Here is a 19,919-nt window from a genome sequence, read left to right as displayed (position 1 = left end):
AGCGCCGTTCGCGACGTGATGGTCGAACAACGCGAGCCAGAGCGGCTCGAGGACGCTGGGTTCGGCCAGGAGCACGGCGTGGGGGTCGTGCTGTTCGATCTGGATCATCCGCGAGTCCTCGTTCCGTCGTAAGCGTGTGCGCGTGCGCTCGCTCCGGGACGCCGCATCTCCTATTGTGGTCGGTATGGGTGCTAGGTGGAAAGACGTCGCGGTCGCAGCAGGGCTCGCCGGGGGTGACGGGGTCGTCCGGCCAACGATTTTCGCTGAGATGAGCGCACTGGCCGCCCGCACGGGATCGGCGAACCTCGGTCAGGGGTTCCCTGACGAAGACGGGCCGCAGTGGATCCGTGAGGCCGCAATCACCGCGATCCAGGGCGGCGAGAACCAGTACCCGCCTGGCCGCGGGATCCCGGCGCTGCGCGAGGCCATCGCCGCGCATCAGGCGAGGCACTACGGGATCGCGCTCGATCCCGAGACAGAAGTCCTCGTCACCGCGGGCGCGACCGAGGCGCTGACCGCGACGATCCTCGCGCTCGTCGGGCCGGGCGACGAGGTACTCACCCTCGAGCCCTTCTACGATTCGCACGCCGCAGCCATCGCGATGGCGGGCGCCACCCACACGACCGCGCCCCTCGTGCCGCACGAGGGCGGCTTCCGGCTCGACCTCGAAGCCCTGCGCGTCGCGGTGACCCCACAGACGCGCCTCATCCTCGTGAACACGCCGCACAACCCGACGGGCACCGTGCTCACGCGGGAGGAGCTTGAGGCGATTGCCGAGGAGGCCACGCGCGTCGACGCGGTCGTCGTCACCGATGAGGTATACGAGCACCTCACGTTCGACGGGGCGATCCACGTCCCCTTCGCGACGCTGCCGCACATGCGCGAGCGCACACTCACGATCTCCTCGGCTGGCAAGACCTTCTCGCTCACGGGCTGGAAGATTGGCTGGGCGACCGGGCCCGCACACCTCATCGACGCGGTGCTTGCAATCAAGCAGTTTCTCACCTACTCGGGCGGTGCCCCGTTCCAGCCGGCGATCGCCCGCGCGCTCGCCGAGGGCGATGCCGACGTCGCCGAGTTACGAAGCACCCTCGATGGGCGGCGCGAGCGCCTGCTCGCAGGGCTCGAACAGGCAGGCTTCGCGACGGTGCGCCCCACGGGCACCTACTTCGTGTGCGCAGACGCGACCCCGTTTCTCTCGGTAGACGTGCCCGACGGCGCGGCGTTCGCGCGTTGGCTCCCCGAGCACGTGGGGGTCGCCTGCGTGCCGCTCGCCGCGTTCTGCCGTGAGGGATCCGCGACCGCCGAACAGCTCCGCAACTGGGTGCGCTTCACATTCGTGAAGGACGACGCGACACTTGCGACGGCACTCGAGCGGCTCGCACGGCTCGCGCAGCACTGACGGGCTGACGGGACCACACGCACCAGCGCTGGATCAGAACAGCGTTGGCTGTTCGACGGCTGCGGAGTCGGCGGCACCAGCAGGGCCACTGCCTGCGCCACCGTCTTGCCCGATCGGCAGCATCTCGCGCGAGATCTCCTCGGACAGCGCGATCACGGCGCGCACGAGGTCGGCGTCGCCCGCACGGGCCGGGTCGAGCCACTCGTCGTGGAGCTCGCGTGGCAGCACGAGCGGCATCCGGTCGTGCACCTCGGCAGCCCCGCCGACGGCCCCGCGGGTGACAAGCGAGTAGCTGTCCAGGCCCTCCGCCGCTGGCGCCGTCACGGCGGCCATCGCGAACTGATCGCCGTCGGGCAGCGCGAACCGGACGCCCTTTTCGACGTACCAGCTCGCGGGCAGCAGCGCCCGCTGCTGAAACGGCTCTCGCCAGGCGCTCACGAGGCGATCGGCCCGGGAGTTGAAGGCGCTGAACTTCGCGGGGGCCCCGCCAACGTGCAGCCACCACCAGCCGAGCGTGAGCTCGCGTTCGCTCTCGCGCACCCGGATCAACGGGTTCAGGTTCTGGGCGGTCCGGCCGGTGATGCGGGCGCGGCCGTGCCGCTCGGCGATCCACGCCTCGAGCAGTGCGCGGCCCTCAGGCGTGTCTCCCGGCGGGATCGCCCGAAACAGCCCGGTCCGCTCGCTCCGGGCAGAGCGTGAGGCAGAGTTCGGCCCCGCCATCTCAAGCCCGTACCCCGCACACATGCGGTCAGTTTAGCTCGCCGGGGTCGACGCGCTGCACCAGCCGCGTCAACCGGTCGTCGCTGCCCGTGAAGCGGTCGGCAACCTCCCGAATGAGCGCGTGCATCGCGGCACCCGCGTGGGTGGGGGTCATATCCGTACGACGAGCAATGCTCACGGTGCGGGCGATCCCGGGCTGCGCGATCGGCGCGACGCGAAGCGCTGGCCTGTCGATCGCGACCATTGCGGGAACGACGACGACCCCGAGCCCCCGCTCGGCAAACCGCAGCGCGGCGTCCATCTCGACGCCCTCCACGGCAACCGTCGGGGTGAGCTCGCGGGCACGAAACTCCGCGTCGAGCGCGGTGCGGAGATCGTAGTTCTTCGGGAACATGATCTGGGGAACACGCGCGAGCGATTCCAAGCTCGCTGGCGTCTCGAGCGCCGCAGGCCATTGCTGGTCCGCGGCTCCGGCGACCACGAGCTGTTCGGAGAGGATCGGCTCGCGCGTCAGCACCGCACGCCCCGACTCTGAAGACACGCTGGTGACGATCAGCGCAAGGTCGAGCTGGCCCTCAACGAGTGCGGCGATGAGGCTCTTGGATCCGCGCTCAAGAATCTCGACGTCAACCCCCGGGTAGCGCTGCCGGAACTCGGCAACCACTTCCACCACGATCGAGGTGCAGAGCGTGGGCGTCGCCCCGAGCCGAATCCTTCCCCGCCGCAACCCGGCGAGCTCCGCCATCTCGCTCGCTGCCGCCTCGGCGTCGGCGAGCATGCGCTTCGCGATGGGTAGCAGCCGCTCGCCCGCGGCGGTGAGCGTGACATTTCCGCGGGCCCGGTGGAAGAGTTCAACGCCCAGAGCGCTCTCAAGCGTCGAGATCTGCCTGCTCAGCGATGGCTGGGTGAGGTGGAGCGCTTCTGCCGCCCTGGTGAAGTGGCTCGTGTGCGCTATCTCAACGAAGCCGCGGAGCTGCTCAAGATTCATGATTCCAAGACTACGCACTCGATAGCAAAAGCGCATGATCTCGATGAGGATCATTCATTGGACGAATGCTGCGCCGACTTCTAACGTGATTCCCATGACCGCAACGCGCACACAAGAACGCCTCATCTCTACCTCAGCCCTCGTGATCGGCACCGGCGGTGCCGGTCTCCGCGCCTCGATCGAACTCGCCGAGCGCGGCGTGCAGGTGCTCGCCGTCGGCAAGCGGCGCAAGCACGACGCACACACCACGCTCGCGGCCGGCGGCATCAACGCGGCGCTTGGAACCATGGATCCCGAAGACAGCTGGCAGCAGCACGCCGCCGACACGCTGCGCGAGTCGTACTTCCTCGCCGATCCCCACATCGTCGAGATCGTCGCGAAGAACGCCGCGCGCGGCATCGAGGATCTCGAGCGCTGGGGCATGCCGTTCGCGCGCGAGGCAGACGGGCGGATCAGCCAGCGCTTCTTCGGCGCGCACCTCTACCGCCGCACCTGCTACGCAGGCGACTACACGGGGCTCGAGATCCAACGCACCCTACTGCGCCGCGCGCAGGAGCTGCAGGTGCCCATCAACGACTCGATCTACATCACGCGCCTGCTCGTCGGCGACGGCCGGGTGTTCGGTGCATACGGCTTCGACATCGTCGACGGCACCCCGGTCATCATCCACGCCGACGCCGTGATCCTCGCCGCGGGCGGCCACACGCGCATCTGGCGCAACACCTCCTCGCGCCGCGACGAGAACACCGGCGACTCGTTCCGCCTCGCCGCGCTCGCGGGGGCGAGGATCCGCGACGCCGAGCTCGTGCAGTTCCACCCCTCGGGCATCCTTGAGCCGGCCGACGCAGCGGGCCTGCTCGTGTCGGAGGCAGCCCGCGGTGAGGGCGGGATCCTCCGCAACGCCCTCGGCGAGCGCTTCATGGAGAAGTACGACCCGGAGCGCATGGAGCTCTCGACCCGCGACCGCGTCGCGCTCGCGAGCTACACCGAGATCACCGAGGGCCGCGGCACCGCAAACGGCGGCGTCTTCCTTGATGTCTCGCACCTGCCGCGGGAGCAGATCCTCGAGAAGCTCCCGCGCGTCTACCGCAACCTCATCGATCTGCAGATGCTCGACATCACACAGAGCCCCATCGAGATCGCCCCGACCGCGCACTACTCGATGGGCGGCGTGTGGGTGAGCGCCGAGGAGCACGCGACCGGCGTCGACGGCCTCTACGCGATCGGCGAGGCGGCGAGCGGGCTGCACGGCGCAAACCGCCTCGGCGGCAACTCACTCATCGAGCTCCTCGTCTACGGTCGCCTCACCGGCGGCGACGCGGCCGACTACATCACGGGGCTCAGCGCGATCCGCCGCGACCCGCACGTCGTCGCCGCCGCCCGCGCCGAGATGCAGGGGCTCCTCACCGGCACCGGCGAGGAAAGCCCGCGGCTGCTGCAGCGTCAGCTGCGCAACGTCATGACGGAGCACGCCGGGGTCGTCCGCAGCGAGGCAGGTCTCACCGAGGGCCTCGCGAAGCTCGACGAGCTCGCCGAACGCGTCGACAACCTCACCGCCCACCCCGACATCGCCGGCTTCGACGACCTCGCGCACGCATTCGACCTCTACGGATCCATGCTCGCCGCTCGCGCCACACTCGAGAGCGCGCGCGAGCGCCGCGAGACCCGCGGCGCCCACAACCGCTCGGACTTCCCCGAACAGAGCGACGAGCTGCGCGGCAACATGGTGTGGACGCCCGACGGCGGCGTCGTGTTCGAGCCTTCCGCGACCGCCCCCGACTCCTTCCGTGCGCTCGCCGAGCAGGGCATCGACGACTCCCCCGTCGGCAAGCTCGCGGAGTAACCGACCCAGTGCGAATGGGCGGGAGGGCAGAAGACCTCCCGCCCATTCGCACGCGTGGATCGCTGAGCCCGGTGCGGCTCGGCTAGGCTCGGCGCGCCGGCACGGGGCTCGCTAGAAGTGGGTGCCGCCGTCGATCCGCACCTCGGTGCCCGTGATGAACTTGCCGTCATCGCTCGCAAGCATCGCAACGACGCTCGCCACCGACTCGGGCCCGGCGTACCCCTGCCCGAGCACCGGGCTCATCTTCATGAACAGCGACATGTCGGCATCCTCAGGCAGGCCCGGTCCGCGGTTCTGCCCGCTCTCGCCCGAGCCGTCGGTCATGCCCGAGGAGATCGAGCCGGGCTGCACTGCGGTGAAGCGGATGCCGCTCTTCGAATACTCCGACGCGAGCGCGTGCGTCATCGACTGCACGCCGCCCTTCGACGCAGCGTATGCGGCCATGTACGGGTGCGCGAAGTCCGCGGACGTCGAGCTGAAGTTCACGACCGCTGAGTCGCTCCCCTGCTGCAGCGCCGGGATCGCCTCGCGAATCACGATGAAGGCCCCGACGAGGTTCACGCGGAGCACCTGCTCGAATGACTCGACCGTCGTCTCATGCGTGTGCGATGAGCGCAGGATGCCCGCAGCGTTCACGAGCACGTCGAGGCCACCCAGCCAGTCGACGGCGGCGGCGACGCCCTCGCGCACGGTTGCCTCCTCGGCAACGTTCATCACGACCGTGTGCAGCCGATCTGCGGCGGCTCCCGCGCGGACGACGGTGTCTGAGAGCCCTGCCTCGCTCATATCGGCCGCGACAACACGGCCCCCCTCGGAGAGCATCCGGAGCACGGTGGCCTGGCCGATGCCGGAGCCGCCTCCGGTGACGAGCGCGCGGCGACCTTCATAGCGGTTCATGGTGAGTCCTTTCGGTGAAAGCCAGGGCCGCCTCAACGCACGGCAGCCGTGGCACGTCATGCCATCATGGCACGTTGTGTCATATAGTGTAACCATGCAGCCCCAGGATTATTCCGCCGCAGCACCCCTGGCGACTCCGGCAGGCGCGGCCCCGCCAGGCGCGATCCTTTCCCAGTCGCTCACCGAGCGCCGCCGCGAGGCAACGCGGCTCGAGATCGCGCGCGCCGCCGCTGGGCTGTTTGCGGAGCACGGAACCGAACACGTCACCGCCGAGGCGATCGCCGCTGCGGCCGGCATCTCACTCCGCACCTTCTACCGATACTTCAATACCAAAGAAGACGCGATCGTCCCACTGCTCACCTCGGGCGCCGACAATTGGGTGCATCTGCTCACGACCGCTCCCGAGCGTGATCCGCTGCGACTCTTCCCGCGGCTCATCGACGAGGTCCTCATCCCGGCCACTGCAGCGGAGCGCGAAGAGCTGCGCATCACCCGGGACGTGCTGCGCACCGTCGCCTCCGCCCCGACTCTGAAGGCCACCTGGTATCGGGTCAACCTCGACTCCGAGGCGCGGCTGAGACCGATCCTCACCGAGCTCCTCGGTGCACACTGGGATCCGTTCGAGATCCGCCTCCTCGCCACGATCGCCACCGACGCGATTCGCCTCGGCCTCGAGCACTGGGCCGCGAGCGAGACTGACCCGGACGGGTCAGCTGGCACACCCGCCGCGCTCGCACAGCAGGTTTTCGCGCGGCTCGCGCGAGCCTTCGACACGCCCGGGGAGCCGCATGAAGCAGGCGTGTTACGCTAGTTCCATGGAGATGATTGAGGTGGATGGCATCTAGCCATCGCGCTACCACTGACGTTCGCATGCCCGGGCTCGGCCCGCATGCTTGGAGCACCCTTCAGTAGCGCACACCCGCCGGTCCGGTTACACCGCTGGCGAACAGATCAGGCACTATTTCGGCACCCCATTTTGCGGCTGCCGTCGAAGGACACTCTCCCATCATGAATCTCAAATCTTCCATCACGCTCCGCGACCTCACCTTCGAGTGGCCAGACGGCTCGATCGCACTCGGCGGCGTGAACGGCACATTCACCCCCGGGCGCACGGGCCTCATCGGCCGCAACGGGGCCGGAAAATCAACGCTACTGAAGCTCATTGCCGGCGAACTCTCGCCAACCTCTGGCCACATCGACACCGCCGGTATCGTCGGATATCTTCCACAAACGCTGACGCTGCGCGGCAACGCAACCGTCGCTGAACTGCTCGGTATCGACGGCGCGCTCAAAGCCCTCCGCGCGATCGAGGCAGGGGACGTTGACCAGCAGCACTTCGACGCGGTCGGTGACGACTGGGATATCGAGTCCCGCGCTGACGAGGCGCTGCACCGTATTGGGTTTGCGGCGGCGGATCTCGACCGCCGTGTCGCAACGGTGTCTGGTGGTGAGGCGATGCTCATCGCGATCACCGGGCTGCGCCTGCGCCGCACGGACATCACGCTGCTCGACGAGCCAACGAACAACCTTGACCGCGCCACCCGCGCAAAACTCTATGAGTTCGTTCACGGCTGGCCCGGCACACTCATCGTGGTGAGTCACGACCTCGAGCTCCTCGAGCGCATGGATCACACGACCGAATTACACGCCGGCACACTCACCACGTTTGGCGGGCCCTACAGCGAGTGGCGCACACACCAGGACGAGCAGCAGGCCGCCGCGGAACAGGCGGCCAAGGCCGCCCAGCAAGCATTAAAGGTTGAGAAACGACAGCGGCAGGAGGCGGAGTCGAAGCTCGCCCAACGCGCCCGAACGGCCAAGAAAACACAGCGCGACGGCGGCCTGCCAAAGATCCTCGTGAACAAGCGAGCGAGCAGCGCGCAGGAGTCAGCCGGTGCCATGCGGTCAACCCTCGACGACAAGGTTGTGGCCGCGCAGTCCGCGGTCGACGCCGCCGACGCGCGCGTGCGCGAGGAGGAGCACATCCACCTCGTACTGCCAGACCCCAACGTGCCGCGCGGCCGCCGCATCGCCGAATTCACCGACGGTGACACCTCGGTGATCGTGCAGGGGCCCGAGCGTGTCGCGCTCGTCGGCGGGAATGGCAGCGGCAAGTCGACGTTCATCCGCCAGCTGCTCGACGGCACCGAGGCACACCCCGGCCGCCCGTCGGGCAGGATCGTCACCGAGTTCGTTGGACATCTCCCCCAGCGCCTCGATGGCCTAGACGAGTACGCAAGCGCGATCGCGAACGTGCAGGAGGTCGCTCCGGCGACCCCCGCGGGCACGATCCGCAACCAGCTCGCCCGCCTGCTGTTGCGCGGCGATAGCGTGGATCGCCCCGTGCGCACCCTCTCGGGCGGCGAGCGGTTCCGCGTGGCCCTTGCGAAGCTGCTGCTCGCGGAGCCGCCAGCGCAGCTCCTCATCCTTGACGAGCCGACGAACAACCTCGACATCGCAAGCGTCGAACAGCTCGCGCAGGCACTCGATGCGTACCGTGGTGCGCTGCTCGTCGTGAGTCACGACTTCGCGTTCCTTGAGCGCATCGGAGTCGACACGGTGCTCGAGCTCGACTCCGCCGGCCAGATGCACCGCCGAGGCGAACTCGCGGACGTCAGGGACAGCTAGCGCCCTGCCCGGTGCCCGGCACCCAGCACCCAGCGCCCAGCGCCACTCCTGGTCAGTGAGCGCCACCGCGATCGCTTATTCCACGATCGTGTTGGCGCGAACTGACCAGGAGTCGGTCGGAGCGGAACCTGGGTGAGGATCGGGGTGAGGATCGGGGTGAGGATCGGGCAGGGATCGGGATCGGAGCTACTGCTCCGGCTCCGCCTCAGGCGTAAAGAGCTCCTCGATGTGGCAGCCGAACACCGCCGCAAGCCTGAAGGCGAGCGGTAGCGATGGATCGAAGCGCCCCTTCTCGATCGAGAGGATTGTCTGCCGAGACACCCCCAACTCCTCGGCGAGCCGCTGCTGTGACCATCCGCGGGCCTGACGGCGCTCAGGGAGAGAATTCTGCATTACTTCGCCGCCGATCGCTGCCACAGGTAGCGCACACCGAAGTCGAGCATCGCGAAACCGATGACGATGGCGACGACGAGCATCACCGGAGCATCGATCTGCATAATGGAGAACCCGACTGCGCTGATGCCTCCGACGAGCAAGATGTCGCCAAATGCACCACTTGCGGCTTTCTCATACCAGACGGACTCGATCGACTCTTCGGGCCGCTCAACGGCGCCGTCGAGGGTCGAGCGGTCGACGAAGATCGCCCAGCCGAGCATCGTCGCGACCGGCAGCACCCCGGCAGCAACGAAGGCGAAGCCGATGCCTGGGCGGTCGGTGAGCGCGAAGCTCGCGAACAGCCAACCGATGCCTCCCGCGAGGAGCACGCCCACGGCGAGCGAGGCGATGGCGAGGCCGGCGAAGCCACCGCCGAAGCGTGCACGGCCCCAGCGACTGGCGGGGGTCGAGGTTGCGGTCGTCGGGGTCGGGGAGTCTTGCATGGCGCGGTCCTTCGCTGTCTGCGTTGCGTCGCGCGGTCTGCGCGATGTACAGCAAACTTTACAGACAAGCTCGCTTGACGTCAAGCGAGCTTTACACCCGACTGCGGCACCTGGAGCGACGCCTCCAACACCCAGCTTGCAACACCCAGCTTGCAACACCCCGCCCACCCCCCAACTCCTGGTCACTCAGCTCCAAAAACCCCGCGTTCCAGACCGCCGCTCGGCGCAAACTGACCAGAAGTTGATGGCGGAACGGCGCGCGCACTCACCGCGGCCGGAGCCAAGTGCCCCAGAAGCGCGAGCGCCGCCGGCGACGGGTTGAACGTACTCCACGCGAGGTACGACACCCGCGTCGGGCCGTCGCGCAGCGCCACCGCCCGCACTCCGGGCTCGCCAGCGAGCAGCCCCCGAGGCAGGATCGCCACCACAAGCCCCGCGCGAACCAAATCGAGCAGCAACGCTACATCGAGCGCCTCGAACGCGACCTCCCGAACCACTCCGGCGCGGGCGAACGCCAGGTCCGACTGTTCCCGGCCGGGGGTGCCAGCCGGGAAATCCGCAAACGTCGCCCCGCCGCCCTCGACGTGCGCCGCGAGCGCGGCAAGCGTGGTGGCGGGGGTGCCATCAGCACCAGCGCTATCACCAGGGCCTCCCGCAAGCACGTGCCCCTCGGGCACGACGGCGACAAGCTCCTCTCGGGCGAGCTCAAGCGAGGCGACACCCGTCACCGGAGTCTCCTCCGGCAGCCCGAGCACCGCGACGTCGAGCGTGCCCGCCGCGATCGCGGCCACGAAGGCATCCGACCCGCCGCCGCGCAGCGAGATCCGGACCGCCGGGTGCGCGCGATGGAAGGCAGCGAGCGCCGCGGGCACGTCGACGGCGGTCACCGTGGGAATGAGGCCAACCGCGAGTGAGCCGCGCACCTCTCCCGTCGCAGCCGAAGCCTCAGCCTTCGCGCGCTCAGCGGCCGCGAGGCTGGCACGCGCGGCCGGGAGGAACGCCTCGCCCGCGGCGGTGAGTTCGACGCGTCGGCTCGTGCGGGCGAAGAGCGTGAGCCCGAGCTCGCGTTCGAGCGCCTTGATCTGGTGACTCAGCGCCGATTGCACGACGCGGCAGCGCTCGGCGGCGCGGGTGAAATTACCGGTCTCGGCGACCGCCACGACGTAGCGCATCTGTTGAAGCTCCATGAATCCATGATTACAGCTCATAGATGCCGTGACAACAATGTGTTGGACTGATCGGTGACGCGGGATCGACCATAGAAGCGTGAATGAATCTTCAAACCGCGCGGCCCGCATCGCGCTCACCGCACTCGCCCCCGCCATCTGGGGCACGACGTACGTGGTCACCACACGATTCCTCCCCGAGGGGCACCCGCTATTCGCCGCGCTCATGCGCGCGCTGCCGGCAGGCCTCATCGCGCTCGCCATCACGCGCACGCTGCCGCGCGGCTCCTGGTGGTGGAAGAGCCTCGTGCTCGGCACCCTGAACATGGCCGCATTCTTCCCACTCCTGTTCCTCTCCGCGCAGCACCTCCCGGGCGGCGTCGCCGCAACCCTGGGCGCTGCGCAGCCCCTCGTCGTCGCGTTTCTCGCGGTGTGGATCCTCGGCGAGAAACTCTCGGGGTGGCGGATCCTCTGGGGCCTCGTCGGCGTCGCGGGGGTCGCGCTCGTCGTGCTCGGCCCGAGCGCGGCGTTCAGCCCGCTCGGCCTTGCCGCCGGGCTCGCGGGCGCAGCCTCGATGGGGGTCGGCGTTGTGCTCACGAAGCGCTGGGGCCGCCCCGAGGGAGTCTCCGCGATGAGCCTCGCCGGCTGGCAACTCACGGCGGCCGGCCTCGTGCTGCTCGTGCCAGCGCTCGTCATCGACGGCGTGCCCGCGGGCATCGACGGCGCGGCCGTGCTGGGATATCTCTGGCTCGGGGTGCTCGGCGCGCTCGTGAGCTACACGATCTGGTTCGCCGGCATCCGGCAGCTGCCCGTCACGTCGACGGCGCTGCTCGGGCTGCTCTCACCGCTCGTGGCGGCGCTACTGGGCGTCCTCATTGCGGGCGAGTCGCTTACTCCGCTGCAGCTGCTGGGCTTCGGGGTTGCACTCGCGGCGATGCTTGCCGGCCAGCTCGCTCCGCCTCGCCGCGCAGCACCGCAACGACCCGCTCAATCGACTCGGCGGGCAGCGGTGCGGGAAGGGTAAACCGCAGCGCGGTCTGCGCCAGCTCTGGATCGATGCCGAGCGCCAGCAGCACCGGCGACGGCTCGGACTGGCCCGCGGCGCAGGCCGAGCCCGACGACACGGCAAACCCGGCGGTGTCGAGGGCAACGAGCAGCGACTCCCCGCTGACGCCGGCAACCGTGAACGAGGCGTGACCGGGGAGCCGCTCGCTCGCGTGGCCGGTGAGCGCGGCCCCCGGCACCTCCGCGAGGATCCGCTCCACGAGCGCATCGCGGCTCTGCATGAGGGCGAGGGCACGCTCGCCGATCCCCCGCACCGTTGCAGTAACGGCGGCCGCGAAGCCCGCGATGCCGGCGACGTTCTCGGTGCCTGAGCGGGCCCCGCGCTCCTGCCCACCGCCGTGAATCACAGGTTCGAGCGGCAGGTGCGCCCGCACGAGCAGCGCGCCGACGCCCTGGGGGCCACCGTACTTATGGGAGGCGAGCGTGAGCGCGTCAACCGTCTCGCCGGGCCAACTGCCTGGCGACAACGCGAACGAGACGGGCAGCGTTGCTGCGGCCTGCACGGCGTCGGTGTGGACGAGCACGCCGAGTTCCCGCGCACGGTGCGCGAGGCCGGCAAGCGGCTGCACCGTGCCGACCTCGCCGTTCGCGAGGCCGATTGACAACAGCGTGGTGTCTGGGCGCAGCGTCGCTACGACCGCGGCAGGGTCAACCATGCCCGCGCCGTCAACAGGCACCACCGTGAGCTCGAAGCCGAACACCCGCTCGAGGTAGCGCGCAGACTCGAGCACCGAGGAGTGCTCGATCGCCGTCGTCACGATGTGCCTGCCGCGCGGGTTCGCAAGCGCGAGGCCGACGATTGCGAGCGTGTTGGCCTCCGTTCCGCCGGAGGTGAAGATGACCTCGCCGGGTCGCGCGCCGAGGGCGGCCGCGATCTGCTTGCGGGCGCGCTCGACCGTGTCGCGAGCGCGGAAGCCGTGCCCGTGCACGCTCGACGCGTTCGCCTGGCCCGCTTCCCACACCGCGAGCATCGCGGCGCGCGCCTCCGGCCGCAGCGGGGCCGTCGCGGCCGCGTCGAGGTAGTGGCTGCTAGTCATTCCGCGTCGAGCCCGAGGTCAAGCGCACGCGCGCCGTGGGTAAGCAGGCCGACGGAGATGACGTCGACGCCGGTCTCCGCGATGCCCGCGACCGTGTCGAGGTTCACGCCGCCGCTCGCCTCCGCGATCGCGCGACCCCCGATGAGTGCGACGCCCTCGCGCAGTTCCGCAAGCGAGAAGTTATCGAGCAGCACCCCGGTGGGGCGCGCGGCGAGCACTGGTTCGATCTGGTCGACGCGATCCACCTCGACGATGATCGAGGTCGTGTGCCCCGCGCGCTCCCGCAACCCCAACAGCGCGGCGGTCGTCCTCTCGGCGTCAACCGCGCCGAGGGCCGCGAGGTGGTTGTCCTTGATCATGATCGCGTCGGAGAGGCCGAAGCGGTGATTCGATCCCCCACCCGCGGCGACCGCGTGCTTCTCGAGCGCCCTGAGGCCCGGTGTCGTTTTGCGGGTGTCGGCGATCCGCGCGTTCGTGTGCGCCACGAGTGCGACGAAGCGGGCCGTGAGCGTCGCGATGCCACTCATGCGCTGGCTGAAGTTCAACGCGACCCGCTCCCCCGTGAGCACGCCGCGCGCGGGCCCCGCGATGCGGGCAAGCACGTCGCCGACGCCGAACGCCGTGCCCTCGGGGACGAGCTCGGTGACAGCGATCCGGGGGTCCACCTGCCGGAACGTCTCGGCGATGAGCGGGCCCCCGGCAAACACCCCGGCCTCGCGGGCGACGACGCGCGTCGTCACCGTCGCGGTTTCGGGAATCGCGAGCTCGACCGTGAGGTCACCCCAGGGGGAGTCCTCCGCGAGCGCGCGTGCGACAACATCGGTGATGATCTGCGAGGTGAGCACGGGGCGGCTCCTTCAGTAGTGGGGGCTGGGAATAACGGGGGCGCGGAAAGCGCGGTGGATCAGCTCACGCGGCGGCTGTGCTACTTGCGGGGGCTGTGCTTGCCGGGGCGGTGCTTGCAACGGCTGTGCTTGCGACAGCTGTGCTTGCGGGGGCTGCGGCAGCGGGCACCACGCGGATTGCCGAGCGCCTTGCCAGCGCTGGATCACGCTGCGGGAAGTCCCCGCGCTGGTGCGCGCCGCGCGACTCCCGCCGGGCGAGGGCTGCGGCGCAGACGAGCCCAGCGAGTTCAGCCTGCGCGCCCGTTCCGCGCGCAAACACGGCTGCCGCTTCGCGCAGACCTTCCTCGTCACGCACGATGCCGAGGGCGGCTTCGATTGCCGCCGAGATCTCGGCCGCGCTCGCCGCAGATCCGCGGTCGCCACCGGAGCCGAACGCCGCGCTCGCCGGGGCCGCCGGGGCCGCCAGCGGCACCTCGGCGACAGCTTGGGCGAACGCGCTGAGCCCGGTGAGCGTCGCGCCAGGCTCCCAAGTGTTCGCAGTGGCCGTGGCGGCGGCGCGGCCGGCTCGCTCGCCAAAGACGAGCCCCTCCAACAGCGAGTTCGAGGCGAGCCGGTTTGCGCCGTGCACGCCGGTCGACGCGACCTCGCCCGCGACGAACAGGCCAGGCACGCTGCTGCGTCCGTCGAGGTCGCTCGCGACTCCGCCCATCGTGTAGTGGGCGGCGGGTGCCACCGGGATCGGGTCGCGCGCCCAGTCGTACCCGCTCGCGGCGACCGCGGCGGAGATCCCGGGGAACCGCCGCGCGAGTGTGCCCGGGCCGCCCTCTCGTTCGATACCGGTCGCGTCGAGCCAGACAGTGTCGGCGGCGCTGCCTGCAGCACGCGCAGCCGCGAGTACACGGTGGATCTCGCGTGACACCACGTCGCGCGGCGCGAGCTCGGCGAGCGGGTGCCGATCCAGCATAAAACGATCCCCGGCTGCGTCGAGCAGCACCGCCCCCGCGCCCCGTACGGCCTCCGAGACGAGTTCGCCAGACGGCAGCGCCGTCGGGTGAAACTGCACGAACTCCAGGTCGGCAAGCAGCGCCCCGGCGCGGGCTGCGAGCAGAATGCCCTCCCCGCGCGATCCCGCGTGGTTGGTGTGGCGCAGGAACAGCGCGGCGTACCCGCCGGTCGCGAGGATCACCGCGTCGGCGAAACGCTCGGAGACGGTATCGGCAGCTTCGCCTCCGTGCGCCCTATCGCTCGAACCGGGCGCCGCCTCACACAACTCGGCTCCGACCACTGTTCCGTCGCGCATGAGCAGGCCCTCAGCCCGGGTGTGCTCGGTGATCCGCAGCGTGCCAGCTGCCGACGCCGCGAGCGCCCGCGCTGCCAGAAAGGCGTGCAACGCGGCACCGGTCTGGTCACCGCCGGAGTGGATGATCCGGGAGGCACCGTGCGCGCCTTCAAGGCCGAGGATCGGTTCGCCGTCTGGGCCACGATCCACCGGGAGGCCGGCCGCGAGGAGCTCTCGCACGATGCGCGCGCCGTCCGCGGTGAGCACCCGCGCGGCCGATTCGTCGACGAGGCCTGCTCCAGCGACGAGGGTGTCGGCGAGGTGTGCGTCCGCGGTGTCGCCCGGGCCCACGGCCGCGGCGACGCCGCCCTGCGCCATCGCGGTGTTGCCCCCGGCGAGAGCCGCCTGTGCGCCAAGAGCCGAGAGCCCGCCGGGTGTGACGAGCTCGACCTCAGCCCCGGCGGCGACCGCGGCAAGCGCGGCCGACAGCCCGGCGACGCCCGCGCCGATGACGAGGATCACGGCTTCGCCGCAAGCATCCGCTCGAGCGCGATACGCGAGTCCCCCGCGACACCCGCGGAGACACTGATCTGGTTCGGCGTCTCGCCCGCGAGCAGCGACTCGAGCGTCCACGCGAGGTACGCGGGGTGGATTCGGTACATCGTCGAGCACGGGCAGACCACCGGGTCGAGGCAAAAGATCGTGAGGTCGGGGCGCTGCTGCTGCAGCCGGTTCACCAGGTTGATCTCGGTGCCGATCGCGAGCACCGAGCCGGGGGCCGCGGCCTCCACCTCCTTGCGGATGTACTCGGTCGAGCCGGCACCATCGGCCGCCTCAACAACCGGCGCCGGGCACTCGGGGTGCACGATGACGCGCACGCCCGGGAAGTCGACGCGGGCCTTCTCGATCTGCGCGACCGTGAAGCGCTTGTGCACGGAGCAGAAACCGTTCCAGAGGATCACCTTCGAGTCACGCAGCTGCTCCGCGGTGTTGCCGCCGAGGGCGAGATGCGGGCGCCACAGCGGCATCTCGGCTTCGGTGATACCCATCGCCTTCGCGGTGTTGCGCCCGAGGTGCTGGTCGGGGAAGAACACGACGCGCTGGCCGCGCTCGAACGCCCATTCGAGCACGGTCTTCGCGTTCGATGAGGTGCAGACGATGCCGCCGTTGCGGCCGCAGAACGCCTTGATCGCGGCCGAGGAGTTCATGTAGGTGACGGGAATCACCGGCTGCTGCCCGCCGTCAACAGGTGCCATGCTGCCGTCGGTGCCGAGCACGCTCGTGAGCTCGCGCCAGCATGCCTCGACCTGCTCGATCGTCGCCATATCGGCCATCGAGCAGCCGGCTGCGAGGTTCGGCAGGATTACCGACTGCTCGGGCCCCGAGAGAATATCGGCGGTTTCGGCCATGAAGTGCACGCCGCAGAACACGAACGATTCTGCCTCGGGGTGCTGCTTCGCGGCCTGCGCAAGCATGAAGGAGTCGCCGACGAAATCCGCGTACTTCACGATCTCGTCGCGCTGGTAGAAGTGGCCGAGGATGCGCACGCGCTCGCCGAGCTCCTCCTTCGCGGCGACGATCCACTCATCGAGTTGCTCGTCGCTCGCCTCGGTGTAGCGGGCGGGCAGCGGGCCCTGCCGCGGGGCCGAGCGCGGGATCTCGTCTGCGACAGAGGCTCCTGGGCCGTAGCCGGGCGCGGTGTCGATCGCCCAGGGGTCGTCCGCGAGCTCGGTGCCGCAGGTGGACAGCTCGCTGCCCGCGACCGTCGTCGCCTTCAGCGCGATCGGGCGGCGGTGCGGGGGCACGGTCGGGCGGCCTGCTGGCCGCAGCGACGTTTCGCGGGCGACGGCGCCCCGGATGAGTTCGTGCACGCTGGTCATGCGGTGTTCCTCGCATTCATTGAGAGTGATCTGGTGGAAGTATCTGTGGAGTCAGCTGGGTTCGGTGAAGCGGTAGAGCTTCGCGGGTCGGTGTGCCCCGCCGGATTCGAGCTTGCCGGTGTCGACGAGGCCGCCGCGGGCAAGCGCCTGGCGGCGGAAGTTTGCCGGATCCACGCTCTCGCCCAGCACCGCCTCGGTGACGGCGCGCAGCCGGCTGAGCGTAAACTCCGGCCCGAGAAAGCGGTAGGCAACCGCCGCGTACTCGGTCTTCGCGCGCAACCGCGAGAGCGCGTGGTCGATGATCTCGGCGTGGTCGAATGCGAGAGCCGGCAGCCGATCCACCGAGAACCAGGCGACGTTCTCGCCGGCGGGCTGTGCGAGCCCCCGTTCGTCGATGGCGTGCTGAGGGGCCGCGAGCGCGGGAGCAGGCGGCAGTGGATCGTCCCAGCGGCGGGGCCGCTGCTGCTGCGCGGTCGCGGGAGCCGGAGTGGCACTCGTTTCCGGCTCAGCGTCGAGCTGATGCTCGCCGTAGAGCGCCCAGTAGGCGATGGTCACGAGGCGCTGCGCTTCGGCGGAGCGCTCGACGCCGCCGAAGGAGTAGAGCTGTTCGAGGTGGCCGGGCTCCCGCCGAGCGGCAGCCCGCAGCGTGCGCAGTGCCGTGTCAGCAAGCGTCTCGTCCCACTCGGTCGGGCCTCCCGGGAGCGCCCAGTCCCCGAGAAACGGGGCGCGCGTGCGGCGCACGAGCGGGATCCAGATCGTCGGCGTATCCGAGGTATCGGCGTCTCCGCCACGCTCGGCGTCTCCCCCACGCTCCGCATCAACCGGCGGCCGCAGCGCGAAGGCGACCACGGAGACGGCGACCGCGGGCGGCAGGTAGCGCCGCTCGGACGCGCTCGCTCGCTCGTACTGCACATCGGCTCCGTTCGCGACCTCGGTGAGTTAGAGTCATTATGACTTTAACTCAGCATACGCCGGTTTGCCGAGGTGTCAAACTAGCCTGCTCCCCCGAAGCACCCGCTTGAGCCCACGCGCCGCGCGGTCGGCGTTGCTGCCCAGCGGGTTGTCGACGATCATGTAGGTCCAGGTCGACGACGGTCTGCGCACCACCGCGGCGGCCGCTGCGGCAAGATCCGTCGGGTCGAGCGCGGCAAGCTCGGCGGCCACCCGCGCGTACAGCTGCGCAAAGAAGCCGTCGAATGCCCGCAGCGCCTCGCTGTGGAACGCCTCGACCGGCTGCTCGCCTCCGAGCGCGCGCAGGTGGATGCCGTCGCGCAGCTCGCTGAGCAGCCCGAGGTGCTCGCTCCATGCTTCGTCGAGGCACCACAGCGCCGTGTCGCGGCACGCCTGTTCCGCGGCCGGCCGCCCGGCTCGCGTCTCAAGCAGTTCGCGCAGCGGTGGATCCTCCTCGCCGACCTCCCGCAGCGCCCTATCGCTGCCGAGGATCTCGGCGCGGTGCCGCAGCACCTTCGCGCGCTGCTTCGAGATCGCGAGGCTGTAGCCCCAGGTGGTGCGATGCTGGGCGAGCCGGAGAGCCTCCGCAATCAGCTGGGAGGCCCGCACGATCTCGCCGAGGTCCCGATCCGCTCGCGCGGCTTCTCCCGCACGCCGCGATCGCCGCGCCAGCCGCGCGAGGAGGAAGTCGGGGGCGTTCAACCGCACGAGCTCGTCCTCGAGGGAGGCAAACACCCTGGTGGAGCCGGGATCCCCTCGCCGCCCGGCCCGCCCTCTGAGCTGCGCGTCGAGTCTGCGCGACGGGTAATATCCCGCCGCGATCACCCGCAGCCCACCGGCGGCAAGCACCTCCTCGCGGCGCTCCTCGGCCGCGCCGCCGAGGCGAATGTCGGTGCCACGACCGGAGATCTGCGTGGAGATCGTGACCGCACCCAGGTCGCCCGCCGCGGCTACCACATCGGCCTCGGCCTCGTCGTTGCGGGCGTTGAGCACGCGTGCGTCGACGCCGCGCTCGGCGAGCAGCTGAGCGAGCGCTTCAGACTCCTCGACGGACTGCGTGCCGATGAGCACCGGCTGCCCCGTCGCCCCGCGCAATACGACCTCCTCGGCAATCGCTTGGTGCTTCGCCTCGCGCGTGCGGAAGAGCGCGGCGGGCTCGTCAACGCGCACGCTCGGCACGTCACGCTCCACGCTCCCGCTGCGGAGCCGGTAGAACTCGGCGAGATCCTCAGCGACGGCGAGCAGCGTGCCGCTCATCCCGGCGAGGCTGCGGTAGCGGCCGAGCAGCTCCTGGATCGTCACGCTATCGAGAATCACGCCCGGCAGCGACGCAGGGATCCCCTCCTTTGCCTCGACCGCGGCGTGCAGGCCGTCGGGCCAGCGCTGGCCGCGCGCGATCCGCCCCCGGCTCGCGCTCACCAGCCGCACCGCGCCATCCTGCACCACATAGTCGACGTCGCGCGTGGCGATCGCCATCGCCATGAGCGCGACGTTCACGCGCGAAAGTGACTCGCCGCTATCGCCGGCACCGTCGAAGAGATTCGCGATTCCGAGGGCGCGCTCGACGCGGGCGACCCCACGCTCGGTGAGCACCGCGGTGGATCCCTGCTCGTCCACCTCGTAGTCCTCCCCTGGCAGCAGCGTCTGCACCACCGCGACCTCGCGCGCAAAGTCCTGCGGCCTTGCGGCGCTGTCGCCCGCGAGCACGAGGGGCGACACCGCCTCGTCGATCATCACGGCGTCGGCCTCGTCGACGATCGCGACGTCGAAGTGGGGGTGCACGCGCTCGGCATCCGTCCATGCGATTCCGTCGCGCAGCACGTCGTAGCCGACCTCACTCACAGAGGCGTAGAGCACCTGCGCGGTGTAGGCGCGCCGCCGGTCCTGCGTGCCGGAGCGCTGCCCGATCGAGCTGACGGTGATCCCGAGCTCTGCGAACAGCGGCCCCATCCACGCCGCGTCGCGACGCGCGAGGTAGTCGTTCGCCGTGAGCACGTGCACGCGCCTGCCCTCGAAGGCGTGGCAGGCCGCGGCAAGCGCGCCCGCGAGCGTCTTGCCCTCGCCCGTGTGCATTTCGACCCCGTAGCCGGCGCGCAGGGCCGCTGCCGCAGTGAGCTGCGGCGGGGTCGGCGTCACCCCGAGGGTCCGCGCACAGACCGCGGCGACACGGGCGAGAGTATCGCCCGCCTCACGCTCAGCGCGCGCGAAGGACGCGTTTCCCGGCACCCCCGCGAATCGCAGCAGCCATGGCGGGAGGTTCCGGGCGAGCAAGTGGTTCAGGTCGGGAGCGGGCATTCCGGCACTATAGCCGCGGGGCGTGGGAGCGGACCCTGAACGGCG

The 19,919-nt window shown here is 70.0% G+C and carries 16 protein-coding genes and 1 pseudogene; 5 read left to right on the top strand and 12 right to left on the bottom strand.

Annotation, left to right across the window (positions count from 1 at the left end; genetic code table 11):
- Positions 1 to 184: 184 nt before the first annotated feature.
- Positions 185 to 1,402, top strand: a complete 1,218-nt coding sequence (locus ACI1US_RS07695; RefSeq protein ID WP_461639508.1) for a pyridoxal phosphate-dependent aminotransferase — start codon at positions 185 to 187, stop codon at positions 1,400 to 1,402.
- A gap of 33 nt (positions 1,403 to 1,435) precedes the next feature.
- Here ACI1US_RS07695 and ACI1US_RS07690 read toward each other — a convergent pair whose 3' ends face one another.
- Together ACI1US_RS07690 and ACI1US_RS07685 are read right to left on the bottom strand one after the other, a co-directional pair.
- The gene (locus ACI1US_RS07690) at positions 1,436 to 2,146 is read right to left on the bottom strand and encodes an SOS response-associated peptidase family protein (RefSeq protein ID WP_461639506.1); all 711 of its coding nucleotides are present in this window, start codon (positions 2,144 to 2,146) and stop codon (positions 1,436 to 1,438) included.
- Between the two features lie 4 nt (positions 2,147 to 2,150).
- Positions 2,151 to 3,110 carry a LysR family transcriptional regulator gene (locus ACI1US_RS07685; protein ID WP_461639504.1) on the bottom strand — a complete coding sequence of 320 codons (960 nt, stop codon included), beginning with the start codon at positions 3,108 to 3,110 and terminating at the stop codon, positions 2,151 to 2,153.
- Positions 3,111 to 3,204: 94 nt separating this feature from the next.
- Here ACI1US_RS07685 and ACI1US_RS07680 point away from each other — a divergent pair, with 94 nt between their 5' ends.
- Positions 3,205 to 4,953: an FAD-binding protein gene (locus tag ACI1US_RS07680; RefSeq protein ID WP_461639502.1), complete on the top strand. Its 1,749-nt coding sequence runs from the start codon at positions 3,205 to 3,207 to the stop codon at positions 4,951 to 4,953.
- Between the two features lie 111 nt (positions 4,954 to 5,064).
- Here ACI1US_RS07680 and ACI1US_RS07675 read toward each other — a convergent pair whose 3' ends face one another.
- On the bottom strand, positions 5,065 to 5,850 hold the full coding sequence (locus tag ACI1US_RS07675) for an SDR family NAD(P)-dependent oxidoreductase (protein WP_461639500.1): 786 nt from the start codon (positions 5,848 to 5,850) through the stop codon (positions 5,065 to 5,067).
- A gap of 94 nt (positions 5,851 to 5,944) precedes the next feature.
- Here ACI1US_RS07675 and ACI1US_RS07670 point away from each other — a divergent pair, with 94 nt between their 5' ends.
- The gene (locus tag ACI1US_RS07670; RefSeq protein WP_461639498.1) at positions 5,945 to 6,661 is read left to right on the top strand and encodes a TetR/AcrR family transcriptional regulator; all 717 of its coding nucleotides are present in this window, start codon (positions 5,945 to 5,947) and stop codon (positions 6,659 to 6,661) included.
- Between the two features lie 197 nt (positions 6,662 to 6,858).
- On the top strand, positions 6,859 to 8,478 hold the full coding sequence (locus ACI1US_RS07665) for an ABC-F family ATP-binding cassette domain-containing protein (protein ID WP_461639496.1): 1,620 nt from the start codon (positions 6,859 to 6,861) through the stop codon (positions 8,476 to 8,478).
- Between the two features lie 186 nt (positions 8,479 to 8,664).
- Here the strand turns inward: ACI1US_RS07665 and ACI1US_RS07660 are convergent, their stop codons facing one another.
- From ACI1US_RS07660 to ACI1US_RS07650, 3 genes are all read right to left on the bottom strand, one after another.
- A complete protein-coding gene (locus tag ACI1US_RS07660; RefSeq protein ID WP_461639494.1) occupies positions 8,665 to 8,871 on the bottom strand; it encodes a helix-turn-helix transcriptional regulator in 207 nt (68 codons plus the stop codon).
- Positions 8,871 to 9,356, bottom strand: coding sequence for a hypothetical protein (locus ACI1US_RS07655; protein WP_461639492.1), 486 nt, complete (start codon positions 9,354 to 9,356; stop codon positions 8,871 to 8,873). Before ACI1US_RS07655 ends, ACI1US_RS07660 begins: the two co-directional genes overlap by 1 nt.
- 182 nt (positions 9,357 to 9,538) lie before the next feature.
- Positions 9,539 to 10,543 (bottom strand): LysR family transcriptional regulator, encoded by a 1,005-nt coding sequence (locus ACI1US_RS07650; RefSeq protein WP_461639490.1) that lies wholly within the window; start codon positions 10,541 to 10,543, stop codon positions 9,539 to 9,541.
- Positions 10,544 to 10,622: 79 nt separating this feature from the next.
- Here ACI1US_RS07650 and ACI1US_RS07645 point away from each other — a divergent pair.
- A pseudogene (locus tag ACI1US_RS07645) lies at positions 10,623 to 11,402 on the top strand (EamA family transporter); the annotation flags it as partial.
- 10 nt (positions 11,403 to 11,412) lie between these two features.
- On the opposite strand, the gene ACI1US_RS07640 reads toward ACI1US_RS07645, so the two are convergent.
- The 6 genes from ACI1US_RS07640 to secA2 form a co-directional block, all read right to left on the bottom strand.
- Positions 11,413 to 12,624 carry a cysteine desulfurase family protein gene (locus ACI1US_RS07640; RefSeq protein ID WP_461639488.1) on the bottom strand — a complete coding sequence of 404 codons (1,212 nt, stop codon included), beginning with the start codon at positions 12,622 to 12,624 and terminating at the stop codon, positions 11,413 to 11,415.
- The gene (nadC, locus tag ACI1US_RS07635; RefSeq protein WP_461639486.1) at positions 12,621 to 13,469 is read right to left on the bottom strand and encodes a carboxylating nicotinate-nucleotide diphosphorylase; all 849 of its coding nucleotides are present in this window, start codon (positions 13,467 to 13,469) and stop codon (positions 12,621 to 12,623) included. The genes ACI1US_RS07640 and nadC overlap by 4 nt, the downstream gene beginning before the upstream one ends.
- A 64-nt stretch (positions 13,470 to 13,533) precedes the next feature.
- Positions 13,534 to 15,270, bottom strand: a complete 1,737-nt coding sequence (locus ACI1US_RS07630; protein ID WP_461639484.1) for an L-aspartate oxidase — start codon at positions 15,268 to 15,270, stop codon at positions 13,534 to 13,536.
- Positions 15,267 to 16,628 (bottom strand): quinolinate synthase NadA, encoded by a 1,362-nt coding sequence (gene nadA, locus ACI1US_RS07625; RefSeq protein ID WP_461639483.1) that lies wholly within the window; start codon positions 16,626 to 16,628, stop codon positions 15,267 to 15,269. Before nadA ends, ACI1US_RS07630 begins: the two co-directional genes overlap by 4 nt.
- A 51-nt stretch (positions 16,629 to 16,679) precedes the next feature.
- Positions 16,680 to 17,540, bottom strand: coding sequence for an NUDIX hydrolase (locus tag ACI1US_RS07620; protein ID WP_461639481.1), 861 nt, complete (start codon positions 17,538 to 17,540; stop codon positions 16,680 to 16,682).
- A gap of 75 nt (positions 17,541 to 17,615) precedes the next feature.
- Positions 17,616 to 19,874 carry an accessory Sec system translocase SecA2 gene (gene secA2, locus ACI1US_RS07615; RefSeq protein ID WP_461639479.1) on the bottom strand — a complete coding sequence of 753 codons (2,259 nt, stop codon included), beginning with the start codon at positions 19,872 to 19,874 and terminating at the stop codon, positions 17,616 to 17,618.
- Between the last annotated feature and the right edge of the window lie 45 nt (positions 19,875 to 19,919).

This window comes from Leucobacter sp. BZR 635 (assembly GCF_048061935.2).
GTDB lineage: Bacteria > Actinomycetota > Actinomycetes > Actinomycetales > Microbacteriaceae > Leucobacter.
Note: the sequence above shows the minus strand (reverse complement) of the source record. Positions and strands in the feature narration are given on the sequence as shown.

Excerpts from the sequence above, each read along its gene's own strand:
- ACI1US_RS07670 (WP_461639498.1), top strand. The coding sequence starts at position 5,945 with ATGCAGCCCCAGGATTATTCCGCCGCAGCACCCCTGGCGACTCCGGCA.
- nadA (WP_461639483.1), bottom strand. The coding sequence starts at position 16,628 with ATGACCAGCGTGCACGAACTCATCCGGGGCGCCGTCGCCCGCGAAACG.
- ACI1US_RS07675 (WP_461639500.1), bottom strand. The coding sequence starts at position 5,850 with ATGAACCGCTATGAAGGTCGCCGCGCGCTCGTCACCGGAGGCGGCTCC.
- ACI1US_RS07640 (WP_461639488.1), bottom strand. The coding sequence starts at position 12,624 with ATGACTAGCAGCCACTACCTCGACGCGGCCGCGACGGCCCCGCTGCGG.
- ACI1US_RS07680 (WP_461639502.1), top strand. The coding sequence starts at position 3,205 with ATGACCGCAACGCGCACACAAGAACGCCTCATCTCTACCTCAGCCCTC.
- ACI1US_RS07650 (WP_461639490.1), bottom strand. The coding sequence starts at position 10,543 with ATGGAGCTTCAACAGATGCGCTACGTCGTGGCGGTCGCCGAGACCGGT.
- ACI1US_RS07690 (WP_461639506.1), bottom strand. The coding sequence starts at position 2,146 with ATGTGTGCGGGGTACGGGCTTGAGATGGCGGGGCCGAACTCTGCCTCA.
- ACI1US_RS07655 (WP_461639492.1), bottom strand. The coding sequence starts at position 9,356 with ATGCAAGACTCCCCGACCCCGACGACCGCAACCTCGACCCCCGCCAGT.
- ACI1US_RS07685 (WP_461639504.1), bottom strand. The coding sequence starts at position 3,110 with ATGAATCTTGAGCAGCTCCGCGGCTTCGTTGAGATAGCGCACACGAGC.
- ACI1US_RS07695 (WP_461639508.1), top strand. The coding sequence starts at position 185 with ATGGGTGCTAGGTGGAAAGACGTCGCGGTCGCAGCAGGGCTCGCCGGG.
- ACI1US_RS07665 (WP_461639496.1), top strand. The coding sequence starts at position 6,859 with ATGAATCTCAAATCTTCCATCACGCTCCGCGACCTCACCTTCGAGTGG.
- ACI1US_RS07660 (WP_461639494.1), bottom strand. The coding sequence starts at position 8,871 with ATGCAGAATTCTCTCCCTGAGCGCCGTCAGGCCCGCGGATGGTCACAG.
- secA2 (WP_461639479.1), bottom strand. The coding sequence starts at position 19,874 with ATGCCCGCTCCCGACCTGAACCACTTGCTCGCCCGGAACCTCCCGCCA.